The following is a 23,490-nucleotide window of genomic DNA, read 5'->3' as shown; positions in this document are numbered from 1 at the left end:
ACTCCTTACCGTGCCTGATCCGGCGGACGCCCAGACTTTCACCTCCGGCACCGCCGTTCAATCGGCGTCATGATTTTCAGCCCGTGGCAACCGGCGACGGTCGGCGTGCGAAACCTTGCGGTGTTTTTCGCGTCGCATCTAAAATAATTTCGATGCTTCTCATGATCGGCGAAATATCTTCCGTGAACGGCTATCGAGAGTAGGTGCTCCATGACGGTTGCCGCTACGTCGACGGTCCGCCCGGACGAGGTGCACGAGAGGCTCGGCCGCCATGTACTGACCGATGGTTTCAAACTTGTGCTCGACCCGCTCGCCAGCCGGGGCTCGTGGATCGTCGACGCGCGCACCGGTGAGAAGTTCCTCGACCTGTACTCGTTCTTCGCGTCCGCTCCGCTGGGGCTCAACGCGCGGGGCATCGTGGACGATCCGGAGTTCATGGCCCTGCTTGCGCAGGTGGCGGCGAACAAGCCCGCCAACCCGGACGTCTACACGACGCACTACGCCGAGTTCGTCGAGACGTTCGCCCGGGTGCTGGGTGATCCGGACCTGCCGAGTCTGTTCTTCGTCGAGGGTGGGGCGCTCGCCGTCGAGAACGCGCTCAAGGCGGCGTTCGACTGGAAGAGCCGCCGCAACGAGGCCGCGGGCCGCTCACCCGAGCTCGGCACCAAGGTGCTCCACCTGCGGCACGCCTTCCACGGCCGCAGCGGTTACACCCTCTCGCTGACCAACACCGAACCCAACAAGACGGCCCGCTTCCCGAAGTTCGACTGGCCGCGCATCGACGTACCCGCCATGCGGTTCCCCCTCGAGCGCCACCTCGCCGAGGTGGAGGAGGCCGAGCTACGGGCCCTCGGGCAGGCGCGGCGGGCGTTCGAGGACAACCCGCACGACGTCGCCTGCTTCATCGCCGAGCCGATCCAGGGCGAGGGGGGCGACAACCACATGCGTCCGGAGTTCCTGCAGGCGATGCAGGCGCTCTGTCACGAGTACGACGCGCTGTTCGTGCTCGACGAGGTGCAGACCGGGGTGGGGATCACCGGCACCACCTGGGCCTACCGGCAACTCGGCCTCGAGCCGGATATCGTCGCCTTCGCCAAGAAGGTCCAGCTCGGCGGGATCATGGCCGGCCGCCGGGTCGACCAGGTGCCCGGCAACGTCTTCCGGGTCTCCGGGCGGATCAACTCCACCTGGGGCGGCGGCCTGGTCGACATGGTCCGGGCACGCCGCATCCTGGAGATCATCGAGAGGGACGACCTGGTGGGCCATGCCGCCGCCGTGGGATCGTGGTTCCTGGAGGAACTGCGTGATCTGGAAGCCCGGCACGCGTCGATGGCGTCCAATGCGCGGGGGCGCGGACTGATGAGCGCCGTCGATCTGCCGGACAGCGGCATGCGCGACGAGGTGGTGCGCAAGCTGCGAACCGACGAGCAGGTGATCGCCTTGCCGTGCGGCGAGCGTTCGGTGCGCTTCCGCCCCGCCCTGTCCATCACCCAGGACGAGCTCACGATCGCCCTGCGGGCCCTCGACCGGGTCCTCGCCGGTCTGCACTGACCCCCACACCAGCGGACAAGGAGCAAAGTCATGGCCCGTTCCGTCGCCTCGGTCGTCGCCGGCCACCAGGTCGCCGGCGCTCCCGGCGGGACCCTGCAGCGCCCCAATCCCGGCCGTACCGCCGAGCTGGTCACCGAGGTCTCGCTCGGGGACGCGTCGACGTTCGTCGAGGCCGCCAAGGCCGCGAAGGCCGCTCAGCGGTCCTGGGCGGACGTCCCGGCGCCGGTGCGCGGATCCGCGATCGGAAAGATCGGCCGGCTGGTCGAGGCGAACAAGGACCGGCTCGCCCGCATCGTGACCGAAGAGATCGGCAAGCCGCTCGCCGAGGCGCTCGGCGAGGTCCAGGAGATCATCGACACCTGCGACTTCTTCCTGGGCGAGGGCCGTCGGCTGTACGGGCAGACGGTGCCCTCGGAGATGCCCGACAAGCAGCTGTTCACCTTCCGCAACCCCATGGGCGCGGTCGCGGTGATCACCGCGGGCAACTTCCCGGTGGCCGTGCCGTCCTGGTACCTCGTGCCGGCGCTCGTGACCGGCAACACCGTGGTGTGGAAGCCCGCCGAGTACGCCGCCGCGAGCGCCAAGGCCGTCTTCGAGCTGTTCGTGCACGGAGGCGGCCTGCCCGACGGCGTACTCAACCTCGTACTCGCCGACGGGGAGCAGACGTACGCCGGTCTGGAGGCCTCCCTCGAGGCCGGGCTGGTCGACAAGGTCGGCTTCACGGGCTCCACGCTCGTCGGCCGGAAGATCGGCGCCCTGTGCGGCAGCCACCTGCAGACCCCGTGTCTGGAGCTGGGTGGCAAGAACCCCCAGGTGGTCACCCCGAGCGCAGATCTCGACCTGGCGGTCGAGGGGGCGCTGTTCTCGGGCTTCGGCACCGCGGGACAGCGCTGCACCTCCCTCGGGACGCTCATCGTGCACGAGTCGGTGCACGAGGACTTCCTCGCCCGCTTCGACGCCGCGAGCCGCGCGGCGCGGATCGGCGACGCGTTCGAGGACGTGCTCTACGGCCCGATGCTCGACGAGCGCTTCGCGCGGCGCTACGAGACCTTCCTCGGCTGGATCAAGGATCACCACCGCACGTACGGCTCCGACGGCATCGGGCGGATCACGGCCGGCAACCCGCGCAAGGGCTTCGTCGGGGACCCCGAAGCGGGCATGTTCTACCACCCGGTGATCGTCGACGGAGTGCGCCGCGACGACGAGCTGTTCCGCACCGAGACCTTCGGCCCCGTGGTCGCAGTGACCACCTACCGGGACTTCGACGAGGCCATCGACCTGGCCAACGCCCACGGCTACGGGCTGTCCGCCGCGATCTACACCACCGACCCGCACGAGGTGTGGACGTACCGGCGCGGCATCTCCGCGGGCATGGTCAGCGTCAACAACACCACCTCCGGAGCCGAGGCACATCTGCCGTTCGGCGGCAACGGCAAGTCGGGCAACGGCTCTCGCCAGTCGGGGCAGTGGGTGCTCGACCAGTTCACCCGCTGGCAGTCGATGAACTGGGACCACTCCGGCCGTCTGCAGAAAGCACAGATGGACGTGGCCACCCTCGAGCCCGACCTGTCCTTCCGCCTGTGAGCGGCGTCGAGGACCTGGACCGGCACTTCCGCGAGGCGGTGGCCGGTCTCCGACCTGCCGCCCACGCCGCCGGCCCGCTGGACACCCGTACCGCACTGGACCTGTTCGAAGCCCAACTGGAGAGCCGGCACACCGACGCCGCCGCGCGCTGGATGCAGCAGCAGGGCCGCGGCTACTACACCATCGGATCGAGCGGACACGAAGGCAACGCCGCGCTCGCCCTCGCGTTGCGCCCCACCGACCCGGCGTTGCTGCACTACCGCTCCGGCGCCTTCTACTGCGCCCGCGCCCGGCAGGCCGGCGGCGTCGACGCGGTCAGGGACATGCTGCTGGGGGTGGCCGCCGGGGCCGACGAGCCGATCGCCGGTGGCCGGCACAAGGTGTACGGGCGTCGCGAACTGGCCGTCATGCCGCAGACGTCGACCATCGCCTCCCACCTGCCCCGGGCCGTCGGAGCGGCGTGGAGCATCGCCCGCGCCAAGCGGCTCGGAGTCGAGTGCGCCTGGCCCGGCGATGCCGTCGTCTGCTGTTCCTTCGGCGACGCCTCGGTCAACCACTCCACGGCGGCGGGGGCCATCAACAGCGCCTGCCACGCGGCCTACCAGGGCCTGCCGATGCCGGTGCTGTTCGTCTGCGAGGACAACGGCCTGGGGATCAGCGTGCCGACACCGCACGACTGGGTGCGGCGCGCCTACGGCAACCGGCCCGGCCTCGCCTACTTCGCCGCGGACGGGTGCGACCCGGCGGCCGCCTTCGCCGTCGCGTGCGAGGCGGTGGCCCATGTGCGCAAGAACCGGCAACCGGCGTTCCTGCACCTGTCGATGGTGCGCTTCCTGGGCCATGCGGGCTCGGACGCCGAAGCCGCCTACCGGGTGCCGTCGGAAGTCGCCGCGGACCTGGAACGCGACCCGCTGCCGGCCACGGCCCGGCTGCTCACGGCGGCGGGCGCCCTCACCCCGCAGCAGGTGCTCGACCGGTACGACGAGGTGGGCGGACGGGTCTTCGCGGTAGCCAAAGAAGCCCTCGACAGCGCGCCCCTGACCACCGCCACGCAGATCGCCGCCCCCATCGCACCCCGCCGTCCCGACCTCGTGGCGGCCGAGGCACGCCGTACCGGCGAACTACCCGCGGCACCGCCCGTGGGCGAGGCCGTGACCGTCGCCCAGGCCATCACCCACACCCTCGCCGACCTGCTTGGCAGCCACCCGGAGATGGTCGTCTTCGGGGAGGACGTCGGCCGCAAGGGCGGGGTCTACGGAGCGACCCGGGGACTGCAGCGCCGGTTCGGTACCGCCCGGGTCTTCGACACCCTGCTCGACGAGCAGGCCATCCTCGGCCTCGCGCTGGGGGCGGGGCTGTCCGGGCTGCTGCCGGTGGCGGAGATCCAGTACCTCGCCTACCTGCACAACGCCGAGGACCAACTGCGCGGCGAGGCCGCCACGCTCCAGTTCTTCTCCCAGGGCCAGTACCGCAACCCCCTCGTGGTCCGCATCGCGGGCTACGGCTACCAGCGCGGGTTCGGCGGTCACTTCCACAACGACAACGCGCTGGGCGTCCTGCGTGACGTTCCGGGTCTGGTCATCGCCTCCCCGGCCCGCCCCGACGACGCCGCCGCGATGCTGCGCACGTGTGTGGCGGCCGGGAAGGTGGACGGGACGGTCAGCGCCTTCCTCGAGCCGATCGCGCTCTACCACACGCGGGATCTCCACACGGACGGGGACAGCGGGTGGCTCGCCGCGTACCCGCCACCCGCACAGCACGTACCGATCGGCCGGGCGCGCACCTACGGCACCGGCGCGGACCTCACCCTCGTGACCTTCGGCAACGGCCTGCGCATCGCGCTTCGAGCCGCACGCCGCCTGGAGCGGCGGGGCATCGCGTGCCGGGTCGTCGACCTGCGCTGGCTGGCCCCCCTGCCGGTCGACGACCTGCTGCGGGAAGCCCGTGCGACGGGACGCGTCCTCGTCGTCGACGAGACCCGCCGTACGGGAGGCGTGTCGGAGGGTGTCGTCACCGCCCTGATCGATGCCGGATTCACCGGCTCCGTCCGACGGGTCGCCAGCCGGGACAGCTTCATCCCGCTGGGGCAGGCAGCGCAGTTGGTCCTCGTGTCCGAGACCGACGTCGAGCGCGCCGCCGACGAACTGCTCTCGGCAGTCCCGCGTGATCACCGGTGACGCACTAGGCTGATGCCGCTGAACAAGCGTGTGACGCAAGGGAATTGGGAGGGCTGACCGGCGATGCCGCTGAGCACCGGGGAATCGGAGCCCGACGGCTCCAAGGGCTCCATGGACTCCATGGGGTCCATAGGCGGCTACGCGCTCGTCGATCGGCTGGGCAGTGGCGGCATGGGCGTCGTCCACCTGGGCCGATCGGCCTCGGGACGGCAGGTCGCGGTCAAGGTCATCCACGCGCAGTACGCGCAGGACGAGGAGTTCCGCGCCCGCTTCAGGCAGGAGGTCGCGGCGGCCCGCCGGGTGAGCGGGGCGTTCACCGCGCCCGTCGTGGACGCCGATCCGGACGCCGAACAGCCGTGGATGGCGACGCTGTACGTACCGGGCCGCACGCTGTCCGACATCGTCGCCGAGGACGGGCCGTTGGGCGGGCGCGAGCTGCGCACGCTGGCGCTGGGGCTCGTCGAGGCGCTGCGGGACATCCACCAGGCGGGTGTGGTGCACCGGGACCTGAAGCCGAGCAACGTCCTGATGGCCGCGGACGGTCCGCGCGTCATCGACTTCGGCATCTCGCGTGCCGCCGACAGCCAGGCCCTCACCGTGACCGGACGGCTGATGGGCACCCCGCCGTTCATGTCCCCGGAGCAGTTCGCCACGCCCCGGGACGTCGGCGCGGCCTCGGACGTCTTCTCACTGGGGTCACTGCTGGTGTACGCGGCCACCGGCCGCAGTCCCTTCGACGGCGGCGGCAGCCCATACATGACGGGCTATCAGGTGATGCACGAGCCGCCGGCCCTGGACGGAGTCCCGGAGCCCCTGCGGAGCATCACCGAGCGCTGCCTGGAGAAGAGCCCGTATGCGCGGCCCGAACTCGCCGAGCTGCACCGGCTGTTCGAGACCCTGCCGGACACGGCCCCCGCAATCGCGGGCCCGCCGACCGTTCCGACCGGCCGGAGGGCATCCCGGCGCCTCGGTGACACGGCGGCGGCCGCGACCGGCGCCACCGGCCGCGGCCGCCGCACGCGCCGCCTCCTCGTCGCCCTCGGTTCGGCCCTGGCCGTCGCCGTGGTGGGGGTGTCGGCCTACCACTTCGCGTCCGGAGCGAAGACCACCGACGACACGCCCGCCGCCGACGACCCCGCCTCGCCCGCCCCGGCGCTCCCCGCAAGCTGGCGGCCCTGGCAGGCGAACCTCACCCGGCCCGTGAAGGACGAGTCCCTGGTCACCAACGTGGACACCGTGGATTCCGGCTGTGTCTCCGGCGGATCCTCCCTGTACTGCGCGGGGACCGGCTTCACGGTCGCCCGGATCGCAGCCGCCTCGGGCCGCGTCGAGTGGCGCTTCGGCAACAACTCGCAGGCGGCCGAGCGGCCCCTCGGCGTGCGCAACGGGATCGTGTACGTGTACGTGCAGCCCAACGAGGACACGGTGTACTCGACCCAGCAGTTGGTCGCCCTCGACGCCGAGACCGGGAAACGGGTCTGGACCCGCACGATCGACGCCGGTCATCCCGCCGCCCTGTTCAGAGGTGGCGTCCTGGCGATGTCGGACGAGGGGACGGAGTTCGTCGCCCTCGACCTCACCACGGGCAAGGACCTGTGGCGGGCGCCCGCGCAGGCGTCGGCCGGCACCGCCTGCGCCCCGGCGGTCCTGGGCGGCGCCCCCTACGGCGTGTGCACCGACGCGGACGACCCCTTCAAGGGTTCGGCCGGCTTCCTGCGCCTGGACCCGGCCGACGGCACGGCGCGTGAACTCGGCGCGCTGCCCCTGGCGGCACAGCCGATCGGCGCGATCGACGGGCAGCCGCTGTTCGCGGTGTGGCAGAGCCTGGACTCCGAGTCGAGCGACAGGCGGGACGAGTCGTACAAGGCCCTCCTGCGGGTGAACCCGACCAGCGGCGCCGTCACCCGGATCCCCCTGCCGGGCACCCCGCGCGGCATGCCCACGCTCGTCGGCGGCGTCGTGTACTTCGTCCGCCCCGACGGAACCGTCACCGCGAGAAGCGTCACCGACGGCGCCCGGCTGTGGCAGAAGGGCACCCAGATCGAGAACCTGTCGGCACCGGTTCGGTCGATGAGGTACGACTCCCTCTACTTCGCCAACCGCTACGGCCGCCTGCTCGCCCTCGACCGCGAAACCGGCGCCGTACGGTGGACCACGGACAAGCTGGACGACCCGGGGGCCTCGGCGAAGGACAGGCTCCCGAGCGTGCTGCTGGTGAAGGACGCGATCGTGGCGGTGGCCGGCGACACGGCCTTCTCGGCACGCCCGGACCGCCCCAAGGCCCGTCCGTCGGAGGCCGTCGGCACCAGCTCCTAGCCCTCCGGGGCTGGTAGGCTCCCGCTGCCGATCATGAACATGGTCATACGGCGAACGGTGACGGAGCTGGGGGGCTCGATGCGAACGCTTGCCATGACGACTGCGTGCCTGCTCATGGGAGTCGCGCTCACCGGATGCGCGGGCGGCGACGGCGGCGCCGAGAAGTCCGCGGCCGACCTGCTCGACGAGGCCAACGACACGATGCGCGCGCTGCGTTCCGTGACCGTTGACATGAGCAACACCGCAGACAGCGGCACGGTGACCATGCGCCTGCGGACGGACCTGAAGGACCGGTGCACGGCCAGGACCACCTGGGGCGAGAAGGGCAGCCTCGAACAGATCAGGATCGGTGAGACGGACTACGTCCGCCCGGACGAGACCTACCTCGAGAACTGGAGCGGCAGACCCGTCGCCGACGTCCGGCCGAAGCAGTGGGCGAAGGTCCCCGCCGACGAGGCGCAGCCGGGCGACGGACTGGCCGCGTGCACCTGGACGTTCGAGTCATTCGGCACCGCGAGGAAGGGCGAGGCCACCCGCGTCGGCGACCGGGACGCGATCACGCTGCACGTCACGGACAAGGCGGACAAGGCGGGGACGTACACCTTCTACGTGGCCACCGAGGGCACGCCGTATCTGCTGAGGGTCGTCCACAAGGGTGGCGGAAACGTCACCACCACGTCCTTCGGCGCCTTCGACGAGCCCCTGGACATCCGCCCGCCCGCGGCGGCGCAGGTGCTGGACAAGGCCGACATCGTGGGCTGAAGGATGGTAGAAGCGAGCCATGACCAACTCGCTCATCCAACCGGCCGGCGCCCGATGACCGCCGGCATCGACACCCCCGACCGCCGCGGGCGCACCGGACTCGACCAGGCCGGCCGGGATCTGACCGGCAACCCCCGCGTCAAGGTGCGGGACGTGAAGCTCCTGTCCAGCCACTGGTACGTCGAGCGCGCCACCACCTTCGATTTCCGGCACGCCGACGGCACCTGGAGCACCCAGCAGCGCGAGACGCACGACCGCGGCAACGGCGCGACCATGCTGCTGTACGACGCCGAACGCGAAACCGTCCTGCTCACCCGCCAGTTCCGCTTTCCCGTGTACGTCAACGGCCACCCCGACGGCATGCTGATCGAGACACCGGGCGGGCTGCTCGACGACGATGACGAGCACCCGGAGATCGCCGTGCGCCGCGAGGTGGTGGAGGAGACCGGGCACACCATCGGGGAGGTCCAGCATGTCTTCGACGTCTACATGAGCCCGGGCTCGGTCACCGAGCGCGTCAGCTTCTACGCCGCCGCCTACGGCCCTTCGACCCGCACCCACGAGGGCGGCGGCCTGGACGAGGAGGGCGAGGACATCGAGATCCTCGAACTGCCTTTCCGCCGGGCCCTGGAGATGGTCCGCACGGGGGAGATCGCCGACGCGAAGACGATCATGCTGCTGCAGTGGGCGGCGCTGGAGGGCCCGTTCGCCCGCTGAACGCCTCCGTGCCGAGCGGCCCCGTCCTCACTCCGCGTCGGCGAACCGGCCGAGCACGGCGTCGATCCCGGCGGCCAGGCCCTCCGGCCCGCCCTGCTCGGCGAGGACTGGGGCGATCGCCCGGAGCGTGGGCAGCTCATGGGGCGGCATGCGGTGCAGGCCGAGACGGAAGGCGGGATCCGTTTCATCGGGGTTGTCCACCATGGCCCGCAGACCCACGGACACATAACCGAGGACCCAGGCGGTGAAGGCGTGGAAGACGGCAGCGGCTCGCTCCTCGTCGAACCCCGCCCCCCGGAGCAGGGCGAGCACCCGCTCATGGTCTCTCAGGACCGCCGGCGGCCTCCGGGCCAGCGGGACCGCCATCATGCGCGTGGAGATGAGCGGCACCACCTGAGGGTGGGCGAAGCAGACCTCGTACGTGGTCAGGGCGATCCGGTGGAGTTCGTCCCGCCACTCGGGCCGCCGGTCGCCGGGCCCTTCGGCCGACGCCGTACTCCCGGTGGGCGCCTGCGCGAGGCGGTCCTCCAGTTGCAGGTAGAGGGCCTCGACCAGCCCGTCCAGCAGGGCCTCCTTGCTGGACGCGTAGCGGTACAGGGTCATGGCCTCGACGCCGAGTTCCGATCCCAGGCGGCGCATGCTCAACGCGGAGAGACCCTCGCGGTCGACCAGCTCCAAGGCGGTGGCCAGCACACGCTCCCGGCTGAGCCTGCCGTGCCGCCCGCGGTCACTCGCACGCCGAGCCGGGCCCGCCTCCGGGTCGTTCTTCATTCGCCTGCTCCTCACCGGTCGACTCTATGACGCATGGGGCAATGGCACCGTATACGACGTAAACGTCCGCTGTACCGTCAGCCGTGACCGGCGTAGCCTGGAGGTGCGGCAAAGCGCACAACGGCGTACTCCCGATCATGAGTTCACCCATCGAGGATTACGCCCTCATCAGCGACCTGGAAACCGCCGCCATGGTCGGCAGGGACGGGTCCATCGACTGGTTGTGCCTGCCTCGATTCGACTCTCCCGCCTGTCTGGCCGCACTCCTCGGCACCCGGGCCAACGGTTTTTGGCGGGTGGCTCCAAGAGGCCGCGCGCGCTGTACACGCCGGGCCTACCGGCCGGACACGCTGGTCCTGGAAACCGAGTGGCGCAGCGGGAGCGACGCGGTTCGGGTCATGGACTTCATGCCTCCGCGCGCGCAGCTGCCGTGCCTGGTCCGCGTCGTCGAGTGTCTGTCGGGTTCCGCGCACATGCGCAGCGAACTGCGGCTGCGGTTCCACCAGGGCCGGGTCGTGCCGTGGGTGCGTGACGCCGCATCCGGCACGGTCGCGGTCGCGGGGCCGGACGCGGTCTGGCTGCACGCCGACGGTCCGGTGGTCCCGCCCGATCAGCGGGATCCCACCGTGCTCGACTTCACGGTCCCGGCCGGTCAGCGGCTGGCCCTGACGCTCGTGTGGTCGCCGTCGCACCTGGCCGAGGAGCCGGCGCCGCTGTCCGTCCCGGCGGAGACGGCGCTGAAAGGGACCAGTGACTTCTGGCGGCGCTGGACCGCTCAGTGCCGGTACGAGGGGCCCTGGCGGGACGCGGTGGTGCGGTCGCTCATCACCCTCAAGGCGCTCACCTACGCCCCCACGGGCGGCATCGTCGCCGCGCCGACCACCTCGCTGCCCGGATGCATCGGAGGCGAGCGCAACTGGGACTACCGGTTCTGCTGGCTGCGCGACTCCACCCTGACCCTGTCCTGCCTGCTGCGCAGCGGTTACCGCGACGAGGCCACAGCCTGGCTGGACTGGCTGATCAGGGCCATCGCGGGAGATCCCGCCGATCTGCAGGCCGTGTACGGCGTCGGGGGACAGCGGCTCCTGCACGAGACCGAGGCACCCTGGCTGCCCGGCTACGAGCGATCGCGGCCGGTCCGGTTCGGCAACCTGGCGGAGCACCAGGTCCAGATGGACGTGTACGGCGAGGTCCTGGACACACTCTGCCTGTCGCTGCGAGCGGGGATTCCCATGCCGGGGCGTGTGTGGGGCCTGGTGGAGGCGCTGATGGGCCACCTGCTCCGGCACTGGCGCGAACCCGATCAGGGACTGTGGCAGGTGCGCGGTCCGGGGCGGCAGTTCGTCCATTCCAAGGTCATGACCTGGGTGGCCGCCGACCGGGCGCTGCGCATGGGGGAGGCGCTCGGCCGGAATGGATCCTGCCACCAGTGGCGAGCTCTGCGGGACGAGGTGCACCGGGAGGTCTGCAGGCAGGGCTGGGACGCGCGGCAGGGCTCCTTCGTGCAGTCCTACGGCTCCGCGGCCCTGGACGCCTCGGCCCTGCTGATCCCCAGGCTCGGCTTCCTGCCCGCCCGCGACGAGCGGGTGCGCGGCACCGTGCGCGCCGTGCGGCGGCTGAACCACGGCGGGTTCGTCCGGCGGTACGCCCCCGCAGGCCGCGGTGTGCACGACGTGGACGGCATACGCGGTCCCGAGGGCACGTTCGTGGCGTGCACCCTTTGGTACGCCGATGCCCTCGCCGCGATCGGGCGTCCAGGGCCGGCCCGGGAAGTCTTCGAACGCGCCCTCGCCGTCCGCAACGACGTCGGACTGCTCGCCGAGCAGTGGGACCCGGACGCCGGCCGCCAACTGGGCAACGCACCACAGGCGTTCAGCCATATCGCCCTGGTGGAGACGGCGTTCGCCCTGTCATCAGCACCATCCCCGAGTCGCCGTAGTCCGGGAGCGTCGGGTCGGCGTTGATGCGGGTCACCGAGAGCCACTCGGTCAGCGGTGCGAACACCTCCCGGACCGCGTCCGGGTCCACGGGGCAGCCCGGCCAGCGTGAGGCCCGGCCGATGCGGTAGGTCGGCATGTTCTCCATGAACGCGGCCACCAGATGCCCGCCCGGGACGGCACAGCGGGCGAACAGACGGCAGAACTCGGTGAACTCCGTGAAGTCCTCGGTGGCGCCCTCGGCCACGAAGTGCATCGACGCGAGACCGTACCTGCCGGACGGCAGGCCCCGGACGTCGCCATGGATGACACGCACCCGCGACAGCGCCTCCGGGAGGGTCGCCGGAAGATTCGGGACGTGTCGCCGGCACAACGCGTAGAAGGGCTGCCAGCTGGCGTCGGGGCCGTGGCGGAGCTGTCCGGTCAGATAGGCGACGTTGGCCGCACCCGCATCCACGGCGTCGACGCGGCGGCAGGCGCTGGCGGCCAGCATCAGGGGGTACAGGTTCGGCCCGGCACCGAACTCCACGGACTGTGCGATGCTCCCGGGCGCCAGCTTCCGGTACAGCTCCGCGTGGTGGGCGATGACCTCCGCGTCGGCCGGGTGCAGCTCGCGGTAGTTCTCGGCGAGATAGTCCTGGACGGGCCAGGTGTCCCAGTCCACGTCGTCGTTGCGGATCGGCAGGGCACCGAAGGTCTGGGACGCGAGCATGCCCCCGGTCACCTCCTGAGCCCCAGGACGCGCTGCTCGGCCAGTCGGCTCAGCGTGTCGTTCAGCCGGTCGATGTCCTCGTCGGAGTTGAGCGCCGTGACCTGGACGCGGAAGCCGACCCGGTCGCGGGGGACGAGCGGGTAGGCCGCGAGGGTCACGTAGATGCCGCGCTCCCACAGGAACCGGGCGACCGCGTCCAGATCGGCCGAGTCGGCGAGCGGGACCTCCACGATCGGGAACTCGCGAACGCTCGGCGTGTTCAGGCCGAGGGCGCGGATGTGCCGGAGCACCCGCACGGTCTTGCGGTACAGATCGGCACGGATGGCGTCCCCCCGGCGGTCGTTGACCCGAAGACCCGCGAGCGCCGTGGCCAGGGACGCCGTCGGCGAAGGACCCGAGTACAGATAGGGACCGGCGGCGGTCTTCAGGTGGTCCTTGAGCCGGGTGGGCAGGGCGAGGAAGGCCAGCAGGGACGAATACGCCTTGGAGAAACCGCCGACCAGCACGATGCCGTCGTAGGTCTCGCCCATGTGCCGGACCACGCTGTTGCCGCGCGATCCGTACGGGCAGGGCTCCGCTGCCGTCCGCTCCCCGATGACACCGAAACCGTGGGTGTCGTCCACGTACAGCATCGCGCCCTGTTCCCGGCAGATCCGAGCCAGCAGCGGCAGGTCGGGGGTGTTCCCACTCATGCTGTCGACACCGTCCAGACAGACCAGCCGGGGCCCGTCGGACGGCACGGCCCGCAGCAGCGTGTCCAGCTCCTCGGGCCGGTCGGCGCGAAAGCGCCGCAGCCGTGCGCCCTGGCCGCGGGCCGAGACACAGCCGTCGTACACGGTCTTGTGTGCCCTGGCCTCGACGAAGACATGGCCCGCGTCGGCGAGGACGGGGATCACCGAGGCGTGGATCAGGGTGGCGGTGGGCAGCAGCAGCGTGTCCGGCGCGCCGAGCAGCGCGGCGAGCCGCTCCTCGATCTCCGGGTAGAGCCGCGGGCTGCCCAGCAGGCGCGACCAGCTGGGGTGCGTGCCCCACCGTCGTACGGCCGGTTCGATCTCGTCGATGATCTCGGAGTCCCAGTCGAAGCCCAGGTAGTTGCAGGATGCGAAGTCGATCAGCCAGTGATCGCCGCTGCGGATGTGCCGGCCGCGCACCTCGTCCAGGACAGCGTCGCTCATGGGGCTCGTCCGCCGCAGGTGGTCGAGGTCGCCCCACCGCGGGTCGCGCCGGACTCCCGGGGGTTCGGCGTGGATTGCGCGCATGGTGGTGCTCCCTCTCGTTTCAGGCCCGCGGCGCCGGCCGGACGCCGCCGTGCTGCTGGAGCACGGACTCGCCCTGCTCCACCGTCATCGGCTGCGCGAACAGGTAGCCCTGCCCGTAGCCGCAGCCGATGTCCGCCAGCAGCTCCCACTGCTGTTGCTTCTCGATGCCCTCGGCGATCACCTGAAGCCCGAGCGTGTCGGCGAGGTGGACGATGCCCTCGACGAGGGCGACCTGTCGGGGGTCCTGAGGGATGTCGTCGATGAACGTCTTGTCGATCTTGAGTACGTCGATGGGGAAGTCCCGGAGATAGCGCAGCGAGGAGTAGCCGGTGCCGAAGTCGTCGACGGCGATGCGCACGCCGAGGTCCTTCAGCGCCCGGATGAGGGTGTCGATCTGCTCGGTCCGCTGCATGAGCACCGACTCGGTGAGTTCCAGCAACAGCGTGCCCGGCACCAGACCGGCGGTGTGCAGGGCCCCGCACACCTCGTTCAGAAAGCCCGCGTCCCGCCACTGCCGGGCGGACACGTTGACGCTGAGGTACGGCGGGCTGGTCCGCCGGGTGCGGTGCTGCAGCCGGGCGATGTCGGCCGTGGCGTGGTGCAGCACCCAGGTGCCCAGCACCGAGATGCGGCCGGTCTCCTCGGCGAGCGGGATGAACCGCCCCGGTGGGATCGGATCGCTGCCGAGGCGCGGCCAGCGGGCCAGTGCCTCAAAGCCCACGACGTCGCCCGCGGCGATGTCCACGACGGGCTGATAGCACAGGGTGAACTCCTCTCGATCGATCGCACTGTCGAGGCGCGCCTGGAGGTCGTGGCGTTCCACCACCCGGGCGCGCTGCTGGGGCTGGAAGCGGCGCCACTGGCGCTTGCCGGAGGCCTTGGCCGCGTACAGGGCCAGATCGGCGAGGGCCAGCAGTTCCTCGGCGTTCGTACTGTCCATGGCCGTGGCCACCCCGACGCTGGCGGAGATGCTCACCGATTCGTTGGCCAGCTGGAACGGCCGGTTGAGCGTCTGGATCGCCTGCGCGGCCAGGAGCTCGGCGTCGAGGGGCCGCTTCGCGTCCTCCATCAGCACAGCGAACTCGTCGCCGCCCAGCCGGGCCGCTGTGTCGGTACGGCGCAGCGTTCCCGACAGACGTTCTCCCACGGCGCGCAGCAGCCGGTCGCCGACCGAGTGGCCCAGGGTGTCGTTGACGATCTTGAAGTCGTCCAGGTCGATGAAGAGCAGACAGGTGATCGTCGATTCCCGGCGGCTGCGCAGCAGCGCGCGCTCCGTCCGCTCCAGCAGCAGCGCCCGGTTGGGCAGACCGGTCAGCGGGTCGTGGAAGGCTCGCTGGGTGAGCTCCTGCTCCAGCTGACGCTGTTCGGTGACGTCCCGCAGTGTCACGACCAGACCGCCCACGGTCCGGTCCTGCCGCAGGTCACGGCAGCGCGCCTCCACCTCGATGCGGCCGGCCTCCCGCACCACCCACCAGTGGTCGTGGGCCTCCTGCCGCCCGCCGCTCCGCAGGGTCGTCAAAGTCCGGACCACCCGGTCGCGGTCCTGCGGATCCAGCAGTTCCGGCAGCCGTCTCCCGGGCAGCTCGACGGTGCTGCCGAACACGGCCTGCGCGGACGGAGTGGCGTAACGGACGGTTGTGTCGTCGTTGACGATGAGGATGACGTCCGTCGCATGGTGCACCAGGGTGCGGAAGTAGGCTTCGCTCTCCTGGCGGATGATCTCCCGCCGCAACGCGATGCGCTCCGTCGCCAGTCCCGCGTGCGAGGCCAGGATCTCCAGCGAGCCGCGCATCTCGGCGAGCTGGCGCTCGGGGCCGGCCGCCAGCAGTGCGCCCGGCAGTTCGCCGCCGGCCGGGCGGCCGGGCTGGACCATGGGGCAGACCAGGGCCGTCCGCACGTCCCCGAGCCGGGCGGCGATGCTCGGCCCGAACACGGTGACGGGAAGCATGAGGGTGCGGTGGCGGGCAGGGTCGGCCGTCCCGTTACGCGAGGGCTCGGCACGGTCCATGACCTGTCGGCCGGCGACATCCACAAGGGACCGCGCAAGGCGCCTGTACAGGTCCTGGGCGTCCCGGGCGGACAGCAGCATGGTCACGTGCGGGGCCTTCGGCGCGAACAGCCTGCCGATCGCCGCTTCGCAGGCTCGGTCGACGTCCTCCGGCCAGACTGCCGCCACCAGTGAGGTGGCCGCGGCGCGCAGTGCCTGTTCCCGTGCCACGGCCTTGCGATGCACCACGATCATCACCGCGAGCCGCAGGATCACCAGCAGGAACAGCACCCCGGAGAACGCGGCCAGTACCGCCGCGTCGTGGCGCACGCGGCCCAGGCGTTCCTCGTACACCAGGACCGCGGGCGGGATCAGCGTGGCCCCTGTGAGCAGCAGCAGCCTGCGCCAGGGCAGCAGCACGGACTGCGGCTGGGACTCCGATGCGGTCAGCTGCGCCATGGAGGGGTGCAGCGCGGCCAGTCCCCAGGCCGTGTAGAAGACGATCCACCCGGAGTCCAGGAGCGTGCCGGCCTGCCATGTGCCGTTGAGCTGCAGGATCCCGTAGGCGATGTCGAAGCAGAGCAGCGTGAGGGTGCCCACCACGAGCAGTTGGACGGCGCGGTGGGAGCCGGACACGGGGCTGGGGGCCAGCAGCCGTGCGAGGAGCGCCAGCACCAGGATGTCCCCGAGCGGATAGGCGATACTGATCGCGCGTTGCTCCCAGGTGAGGCCCTCCAGCCGGGCGAGGGGCTGCACCAGATACACCCAGACCGGCAGCGCGAGCCCCGCGGTGATGATCAGCGCGTCCAGCAGGCTGGGCAGGTCACGGTCCACCCAGCGGTACCGCACCAGACCGAACAGCCCTGCGGCGAACAGGGGATACACGGCGAGATAGCAGGCGTCCGCCGGGGACGGGAACGGATTGGACGCGTTGAAGTAGGCCTCCTGCGCGTTGTAGTAGGCGTCGCCCGCGGCGAAGGCCAGCAGACCGGTGGCGAGTACCCACCACGGCCAGCGGTGCGCGGGCCGGTGGAGGTGCACGCCGGCGAAGATGGCGGCGGCACCCGCCAGCCCGATGACCGCCCACAGCGGTGTGCGCAGATCCGGGATGGTCATGTACAGGCCGGTGACAATCCCTACCAGCGCGATGTGGGCGACCATCAGCCGCTGGGCCGGCAGCAAGGGCAAGCGCCTCCCCGAATAGGAGGGCACGAGGCTGTGCGGGAGGTGCCAACTCGGGCCTCCTGTAACGATCGTAGGCACGGTCAGCGCCCTCCTGCACCTCGTCACCCGGTCCCTGCTGCGGGTCGTGAGGTGCCCCGGCGGTGACCACGTCAGGCGCCGATGCCGGCCCGCCCAACGGGCCTTGCGGACGACCGAAGTCCACACCACGGCCCTACTCCCTGGGGTTCGGCCGCCGGGCGGAGTCGGCGTAGCCGTGCGGGTTGAGCCGCTGGAAACGCCAGGTGTCCCGGCACAGGTCGGCGAGATCCCGGGTGGCGCGCCAGCCCCAGGCACGCGCGACCGCGGTCGGGTCGACGACGAGTTCGGCGACGTCCCCCGGCCGGCGAGGCCCGACGTCATAGGGGATGGGCCTTCCGCACTCCCTGGAGAACGCGGCGACGACGTCGAGGACGGAGCTGCCCTTTCCGACACCCAGGTTGTACACGTGCATGCCCCGCTCGTCGGCGAGGTGGTCGAGCGCGACGCGGTGCGCCTCGACCGCGTCCATGACATGGAGGTAGTCGCGGATCGCGGTTCCGTCGTGGGTCGGGTAGTCGCCGCCGAAGATCTCGAGCCGCTCGCTTCGGCCATCGGCCACCTGGGCGAGGTACGGCACCAGGCGGTCGGACGCGACGCGATGGGTCTCGCCGAGCAGTCCGCTGGGGTGGGCCCCGGCCGGGGCGGAGTACCGCAGGCACAGGACGGTGTACTCGGGGCGGCGGCGGCAGACGTCCGCGAGGATCTGCTCGCTGATCCACTTCGAGGTCGCGTACGGGTTGGTGGGCCGAGCCGGGGTGGTCTCGTCGAGCGGACCGTGCCCGGCGTCGCCGTAGACCCAGCAGGAGGAGGGGTACACGAGCCGGTGCACGCCGTGCTCGTGCATGGCCCCCAGCAGGGCGGTCGTGCCGCCGACATTGGTGTCGTAGAAGTCGATGGGCATCCGCGTCGACCTGCCCACGGCCCTGTGCGCGGCAAAGTGCACGACGGCGTCCACGGAGTGTCGGTCGAAGACGGCCGACAGGGCGCGTCGATCACGGATGTCCAGTTCGTAGACGGCACCGACGAAGCGGCCGGCCAGCCGCTCCACGCGGGCGAAGACCTGCGGAGTGCTGTTGGAGTAGTTGTCGACCACGATCACCTCGTATCCGTGGTCGAGGAGTTCCACGCAGGCGTGGCTGCCGATGAAACCGGCTCCGCCGGTGACCAGCACAGTCGACGGAGTCCACGGAACTTCACTTCCCTCGGCTGCGCTGCTCCCCATGGCAGGACGCTCCTGCTGCCGCCAGCGCCGTATGTTTACGGCGTATATGTACAACTCTGCGCCGCTTGTTCCCCGGGAGTCAAGGCGGCCGGTCGCATCCACGTTCTTGACTGAGAGCGCGCTCCAAGCTGCAGACTCCCCTCGCGTGCCCCGAACGCGGGCGCGCACGGGAGGGATTCATCCATGAAGTACCGCACCGTCGGCACCGACCCCACCACCCGCCGTGAGGTCAGCGTTCTCGCGCTCGGCGCGATGCTGTTCGGCTCGCGCACCGACGAGGAGACCTCGTTCGCCGTGCTCGACCGCTATGTCGAGGCCGGCGGAACCTTCATCGACACGTCCGACAACTACGCCTTCTGGATCGACGGCGGCCAGGGCGGCCAGAGCGAGGAACTGCTCGGCCGATGGCGGCGCAGCCGCGGTGTCGGCGACGAGATCGTCATCGCCACCAAGCTCGGCGCTCGCCCTCTGGCCCCCGGCACTGGCTACGTCGACAACGCCGAGGGCCTGTCGGCGAAGGTGATCCGCGAGTCCGCCGAGCGCAGCCGCGACCGGCTCGGCGTGGACAGGCTGGACCTGCTCTACGCCCACATCGAGGACCACAGGGTTCCGCTGCAGGAGACCGTCGAGGGATTCGCCGAACTCGTCGCCGAGGGCACGGTGGGGCTGCTCGGCGTCAGCAACCACGCGATCTGGCGGGTGGAGCGGGCCCGTGCCCTCGCCGCCGCGGCAGGCCTCCCCTCCTACGAGGTGCTCCAGTACGCCCACAGCCACCTGCGACCCCGCCTCGACGTCCCCGAGGGCCTGTTCCCCGACGGCAGCCTCGGCCACGCCGGACCCGAGCTGCTGAGCTATCTGCGAGCCGAGCCCGGTCTGACCCTGGTCGCCTACTCGCCCCTGCTCAAGGGCGCCTACACCCACCCGGACCGGCTGCCCGCGGACTTCGAACACCCAGGCACCCCGGCCCGACTGAGGGTGCTGCGCGAGGTCGCCCAGGAGACCGGCGCCACCGTCAACCAGGTCGTCCTGGCCTGGCAGATCGGCGCCGAGCCGCCGATCGTCCCGCTGGTCGGAGCGTCGTCCGTGGCGCAGATGGAGGAGAGCCTGGGCGCCGTGGACCTGGAGCTGTCGGCGGAGCAGCGGGCGCGGCTGGACGCGGCCCACTGACCACACCGGGAGTAGGCTCACAAGGGCTGTCGAAGGGAGAGTGGGCCATGCCTCTGTTCCCCACCGAGCGGTCCGTTCGTACGACTCCTGAAGGCCTCCTGTGGGAGCCCAGCGAACGCTGGGTGCGCGGCCGCAAGGGCGACGTCACCGTCGTCGACAGTCGGCACCCCGTCCTGGTGTGGGAACCCGGCGTGCCCGTGCCCTGCTACGCGTTCCCGCGTGAGGAGGTCCGCACGGACCTCCTCCGCCCGGCCGGGAACCCACGGCCGGGCTCACACTCCGGATCGCAGATCTTCTACGACCTCGAGGCCGACGGCGAGATCGTGGAGAACGCGGCCTGGACATTCCCCGCCGCCGACCTCGCCGGACACATTGCCTTCGAGTGGTTCCGGCGCTGGGGGACCGGTCTCGACCACTGGTACGAGGAGCAGGAAGAGATCTTCGTCCACCCGCGTGACCCGCACAAACGGGTGGACGCCATGCCCAGCAGCCGCCATGTGCGGGTCGAGATCGCCGGCACGGTCGTCGCGGACACCCATCGCCCGGTGCTGCTGTTCGAGACGGGGCTGCCGACGCGGTATTACATCCCCCGCGAGGACGTTCGCCTCGACCTGTTCGAACCCACCGACCACCACACCGGGTGCCCGTACAAGGGCACCGCTCGATACTGGACGTGGCGTGGTGCGGGCAAGGTGCCGCGGAACATCGTCTGGAGCTATCCGGAGCCGCTGCCCGCGGTGGGCGCCATCGAGGGGCTGCTCGCCTTCTACAACGAGGCGGTGGACCTCATCGTGGACGGAGAACGCCTTGAGCGCCCGGTCACGCCGTTCACCGAGGTGCTTCGGACATCGCCCCAGTAGCTGAAAGGGGGCTGGATGACGTTCACGGAGGAGTTGCGGGGCCTGCTGCCCTTGCGCCCGGTCGGCCTGTTGACCCTCCCCTCCGATGTCCGGGCTGCACGGCGGCTGGCAGACTCCCTTGGCCCCGACGACGTCTTCCAGGGCGATCCCCGAGGCACGCGGCGGACGTTGTCCGACCTCCTGGTCTTCGGCCTCGGAGCCGCTAGGCCCTCGGTGGTCAAGCACCCCCGCACCGCCCGCGCGACGACCTCGCTGTCGCGTGAATGCGACGCCGTGCGGCGGCTCGGCCGTGATGAGCGCCTCGGCTCGTGGCGTCGGCTCCTGCCGGTGGTGGAGGAGTGCCGACTGGACGGACCGCTGCCGCTGGTGGTGGAAAGCCGCCTGCCCGGCATAGAAGCCGATGTGCTGCTGCGGCGTTTCCCGCACCTGGCCGGTCCGGTCGCCCGCTCCGCTCTTGGGACGATCCGAGAGCTGCACCGGGCCACGGGGTACGCCGAGGAGGCGACGGACCGGGTGGGTGACTGGATCGACCCCCGGCTGACCGTGCTGGGCGACGAGGTCCGCTGGTGTCGCCGTGATGAAGGAGCGCAGGCCCTGAAGGCGCTGCGTGCGCACCTGGAACGCGATCTGGTCGGCCGCCGTCTGCTGGTCGGGTGGACGCACGGCGACTTCCACCCGGGCAACGTGCTGACGCAGGGGCACGGGCCGCTGTGCGGGGTGATCGACTGGGCGGGCGCCGTGGCCGACGGCCCGTCCGTGCTCGACTGTTACACGTTCGTCCTGACCTTGCGGCATCAGCGCGGACGGCGGCAGTTCGGACGGGTCGTGGCCGACGTCGTACGGAGCGGTGCTCTGCGGCCCGAGGACCAGCGGCTGCTCGCCGGGGCGAGGGCGCTCGTGTCCGACCCTCGCGGGCAGGTCGCGATCACGTTGCTGACGTGGCTGTGGCATGCCTCGGGGAACCTGGAGAAGTCGGCCCGTTACGGGCGCAGCCACCGCTGGGTTGCCGACAATATCGTCCCCGTGCTCCGCGAGGTGGCGGCCCAGGAGACGGCATGACCGGGATCCCGCTTCCGTAGGAGACCGCTGTGAACACATCCTCTGACCTCTGGACCGGCACCGCGGCAGGTCCCGTGCACATCATGAGTCCGGCGCCTCGTGAGACCTGGTGGGAGGTGGCGGAGCGGGACGCGGACTGCCGCGCGACGCAGACACCGGACTGGCTCGACTGCCTGTGTGCCACCGGGCCGTACCAGGACGCCAGTCGGCTCTACGAGTTCCACGACGGCAGCCGGATCGTGCTCCCGCTGGTCAGCAGGGCTCGGCGTCCGCGATGGCTGGACGCGGAGGAGTCCTGGCCCGTCGACTGGGGCATCGGCGGGCCCGTGGCACAGGGGGGAGTCGATCCGGCGAAGGCGCGGGTCGTCTTCGGCGACCTGGCGCGGCGCCCGGTGCTGCAGGTGGCGGTGCGATTCCGGCCGACGGAGGCCGGAATGTGGGAGACGGCTGCGCCGGCCGCGTTCCGGCAGGAGCCGAGGACGACACAGGTGGTGGATCTCGGCGGTGGTTTCAGCACCGTATGGGAGCGGCGCTTCCGCCCGCGGGTGCGGCGCGACGTCCACCGCGCGGAGCGTATGGAAGTCGAGGTGGAGGCGGACCGCACCGGTCGCCTCGCCCCCGTCTTCTACGAGCTGTACGAGAAGTCCATCGAGCGCTGGGCCAGGCAGCAGCACGAGCCGCCGGCGCTCGCCCGGTGGCGCAGGAAGCGGGAGTTCCCCGTCAGCCGGCTCAGGGCGGTGACCACCCGGCTCGGTGCATCCTGCACGATCTGGGTGGCCCGGTACGGAGGGGAGCCCTGTGCGTCGATCGTCGTACTGCGACACGGGCGTCATGCCAAGCTGTGGCGCGCCGCCATGGATCGGGAGCTCGCCCATCCGTGCCGGGCCAACGCCCTGCTCCACCGACTCGCGATCGAAGAGGCGTGCGAGGCAGGCTGCGCATGCTACGACATGGGCGACTCCGCTCCGGGATCCTCACTGGCCGACTACAAGGCGAGTTTCGGAGCGGACAGCTGGCCCACTCCTCGCTACCTGCGTGAACGGCTGCCCGTGTCCGCGGCCGATCGCGCACTGCGCGAGACCGTCAAACGCGCGATCCGCTTCCGGGACGCCTGACGCGCCGATCGGCCCCGTCGGTCAGGTCTCGTCCTTCCACACGTCGAGGGGCTCGGCGTCGGAACTGTGACCGAGTTGGTCGAGACCGTAGGCGTCCAGCAGCGTGCGCAGCAGGCCGTACAGGTTGTTCGGCTGAGCATGGTCACCGGGGCGCACGCGCTCCCCGACCAGGATGGTCGGGATCTGGTTGTCCTCGTCCTCGCCCCCTGTGTCCTCGTCCCAGGTGACCACCAGGAGACTGTTGTTGGTCATCGCCCAGCGGGCGTAGTCCCCGAGGTTCCGCCGTAGCCAGGTGTCGCCTCGCCGGACGCTGCCGTCGTGCATGTCGTTCTCGAGGTTCGGTACGACGAACGAGACGGTCGGCAGCTCCGAGAAGTCCTCGGGGAAATCGGTCCACGGACGGTTGACGGAGGCCGGCAGGCTCGTGAAGTTCACCCAGGGGTTGTGCCGCCGCACATAGGCACCGCTCGTGCATCCGGTGTAGCCGACGCTCGGCAGGCCCTCCGAGTAGCCGGTGAAGGTCAGACCGGCCTGCAGAAGCTCGGAGCCGAGACTGCGGCCCGAGAAGTCGTTGGGGCAGTCGTTTTCGTTGACGCCCTGCGTGGAGCCGGAGAACAGCGCGAGATAGTTCGGCTGGCTCGGGTACGTGATGGCGTAGAACTGGGTCAGGTTCGCGCCCTGTCGGGCCAGTTGGTTGAGGTACGGCGCTTGCGGCGATCCGATGATGTCCTCGTAGCCGCGGTTCTCCTCGATGACCACCACGACGTGGTCGGGCCGGGGGACGACGCTGTCCTCCGCCGACGAGCCGCACCCCGCGACCGGCGCGAGGACCGCAAGGACGGCCGACGCCGCGACGAGCACCCTCCTCGCGCTGCGGCCCCACTCGGGGAAGGGCCTCACTCGTGGTCGCACTGTGCTCCCTTCGGTGATGGATGGATCCGGCGAGAACCGAGCGCCCGCACGTCCCTTCGTGCCAGACCGTCACACGCTGCCGGGCATGACAAACGGAAGTAACGTGATTTTTAGCACCA

17 protein-coding genes are annotated in these 23,490 nt (G+C 70.8%); 11 read left to right on the top strand and 6 right to left on the bottom strand.

Going from position 1 to position 23,490, the window contains the following annotated elements; translation table 11 throughout:
- The first annotated feature begins 210 nt into the window (after positions 1-210).
- The 6 genes from lat (at position 211) to ACP4J3_RS34785 (ending at position 9,107) form a co-directional block, all read left to right on the top strand.
- Entirely contained in the window at positions 211-1,551 is a 1,341-nt protein-coding gene (gene lat / locus ACP4J3_RS34810) for an L-lysine 6-transaminase (protein ID WP_426540295.1), read from the top strand.
- A 30-nt stretch (positions 1,552-1,581) separates the two neighbouring features.
- A complete protein-coding gene (locus ACP4J3_RS34805; protein ID WP_426540294.1) occupies positions 1,582-3,135 on the top strand; it encodes an aldehyde dehydrogenase family protein in 1,554 nt (517 codons plus the stop codon).
- Complete coding sequence (locus tag ACP4J3_RS34800) at positions 3,132-5,312, top strand: thiamine pyrophosphate-dependent enzyme (protein ID WP_426540293.1); 2,181 nt, start codon at positions 3,132-3,134, stop codon at positions 5,310-5,312. Before ACP4J3_RS34805 ends, ACP4J3_RS34800 begins: the two co-directional genes overlap by 4 nt.
- Before the next feature lie 63 nt (positions 5,313-5,375).
- A complete protein-coding gene (locus tag ACP4J3_RS34795; RefSeq protein WP_426540292.1) occupies positions 5,376-7,628 on the top strand; it encodes a protein kinase domain-containing protein in 2,253 nt (750 codons plus the stop codon).
- Positions 7,629-7,721: 93 nt separating this feature from the next.
- Positions 7,722-8,390, top strand: a complete 669-nt coding sequence (locus tag ACP4J3_RS34790; protein WP_426540291.1) for a hypothetical protein — start codon at positions 7,722-7,724, stop codon at positions 8,388-8,390.
- Between the two features lie 54 nt (positions 8,391-8,444).
- On the top strand, positions 8,445-9,107 hold the full coding sequence (locus ACP4J3_RS34785; RefSeq protein WP_426540290.1) for an NUDIX domain-containing protein: 663 nt from the start codon (positions 8,445-8,447) through the stop codon (positions 9,105-9,107).
- A 27-nt stretch (positions 9,108-9,134) separates the two neighbouring features.
- On the opposite strand, the gene ACP4J3_RS34780 is transcribed toward ACP4J3_RS34785, so the two are convergent.
- The gene (locus ACP4J3_RS34780) at positions 9,135-9,878 is read right to left on the bottom strand and encodes a TetR/AcrR family transcriptional regulator (protein ID WP_426540289.1); all 744 of its coding nucleotides are present in this window, start codon (positions 9,876-9,878) and stop codon (positions 9,135-9,137) included.
- Positions 9,879-10,015: 137 nt separating this feature from the next.
- On the opposite strand from ACP4J3_RS34780, the gene ACP4J3_RS34775 reads away from it, so the two are divergent.
- On the top strand, positions 10,016-11,842 hold the full coding sequence (locus ACP4J3_RS34775; protein ID WP_426540288.1) for a glycoside hydrolase family 15 protein: 1,827 nt from the start codon (positions 10,016-10,018) through the stop codon (positions 11,840-11,842).
- Here the strand turns inward: ACP4J3_RS34775 and ACP4J3_RS34770 are convergent.
- From ACP4J3_RS34770 to galE, 4 genes are all read right to left on the bottom strand, one after another.
- Entirely contained in the window at positions 11,751-12,527 is a 777-nt protein-coding gene (locus ACP4J3_RS34770; protein ID WP_426540287.1) for a class I SAM-dependent methyltransferase, read from the bottom strand. The genes ACP4J3_RS34775 and ACP4J3_RS34770 overlap by 92 nt on opposite strands.
- Positions 12,528-12,535: 8 nt before the next feature.
- Positions 12,536-13,786, bottom strand: a complete 1,251-nt coding sequence (locus tag ACP4J3_RS34765; protein ID WP_426540286.1) for an aminotransferase class I/II-fold pyridoxal phosphate-dependent enzyme — start codon at positions 13,784-13,786, stop codon at positions 12,536-12,538.
- 19 nt (positions 13,787-13,805) lie between these two features.
- A complete protein-coding gene (locus ACP4J3_RS34760; protein WP_426540285.1) occupies positions 13,806-16,961 on the bottom strand; it encodes an EAL domain-containing protein in 3,156 nt (1,051 codons plus the stop codon).
- A gap of 208 nt (positions 16,962-17,169) precedes the next feature.
- Complete coding sequence (galE, locus tag ACP4J3_RS34755; RefSeq protein ID WP_426540284.1) at positions 17,170-18,258, bottom strand: UDP-glucose 4-epimerase GalE; 1,089 nt, start codon at positions 18,256-18,258, stop codon at positions 17,170-17,172.
- A gap of 183 nt (positions 18,259-18,441) precedes the next feature.
- Here galE and ACP4J3_RS34750 point away from each other — a divergent pair, with 183 nt between their 5' ends.
- From ACP4J3_RS34750 to ACP4J3_RS34735, 4 genes are all read left to right on the top strand, one after another.
- On the top strand, positions 18,442-19,425 hold the full coding sequence (locus tag ACP4J3_RS34750) for an aldo/keto reductase (RefSeq protein WP_426540283.1): 984 nt from the start codon (positions 18,442-18,444) through the stop codon (positions 19,423-19,425).
- Positions 19,426-19,472: 47 nt separating this feature from the next.
- Positions 19,473-20,285, top strand: coding sequence for a DUF427 domain-containing protein (locus ACP4J3_RS34745; protein WP_426540282.1), 813 nt, complete (start codon positions 19,473-19,475; stop codon positions 20,283-20,285).
- Between the two features lie 15 nt (positions 20,286-20,300).
- A complete protein-coding gene (locus ACP4J3_RS34740; protein WP_426540281.1) occupies positions 20,301-21,344 on the top strand; it encodes an aminoglycoside phosphotransferase family protein in 1,044 nt (347 codons plus the stop codon).
- Between the two features lie 83 nt (positions 21,345-21,427).
- Positions 21,428-22,459 carry a GNAT family N-acetyltransferase gene (locus tag ACP4J3_RS34735; protein WP_426540280.1) on the top strand — a complete coding sequence of 344 codons (1,032 nt, stop codon included), beginning with the start codon at positions 21,428-21,430 and terminating at the stop codon, positions 22,457-22,459.
- Positions 22,460-22,480: 21 nt separating this feature from the next.
- Here the strand turns inward: ACP4J3_RS34735 and ACP4J3_RS34730 are convergent, their stop codons facing one another.
- Complete coding sequence (locus ACP4J3_RS34730; RefSeq protein ID WP_426540279.1) at positions 22,481-23,359, bottom strand: alkaline phosphatase family protein; 879 nt, start codon at positions 23,357-23,359, stop codon at positions 22,481-22,483.
- Positions 23,360-23,490 lie beyond the last annotated feature (131 nt).

This window comes from Streptomyces sp. UG1 (assembly GCF_049974585.1).
In the GTDB taxonomy this organism is placed as follows: Bacteria; Actinomycetota; Actinomycetes; order Streptomycetales; family Streptomycetaceae; genus Streptomyces.
Note: the sequence above shows the minus strand (reverse complement) of the source record. Positions and strands in the feature narration are given on the sequence as shown.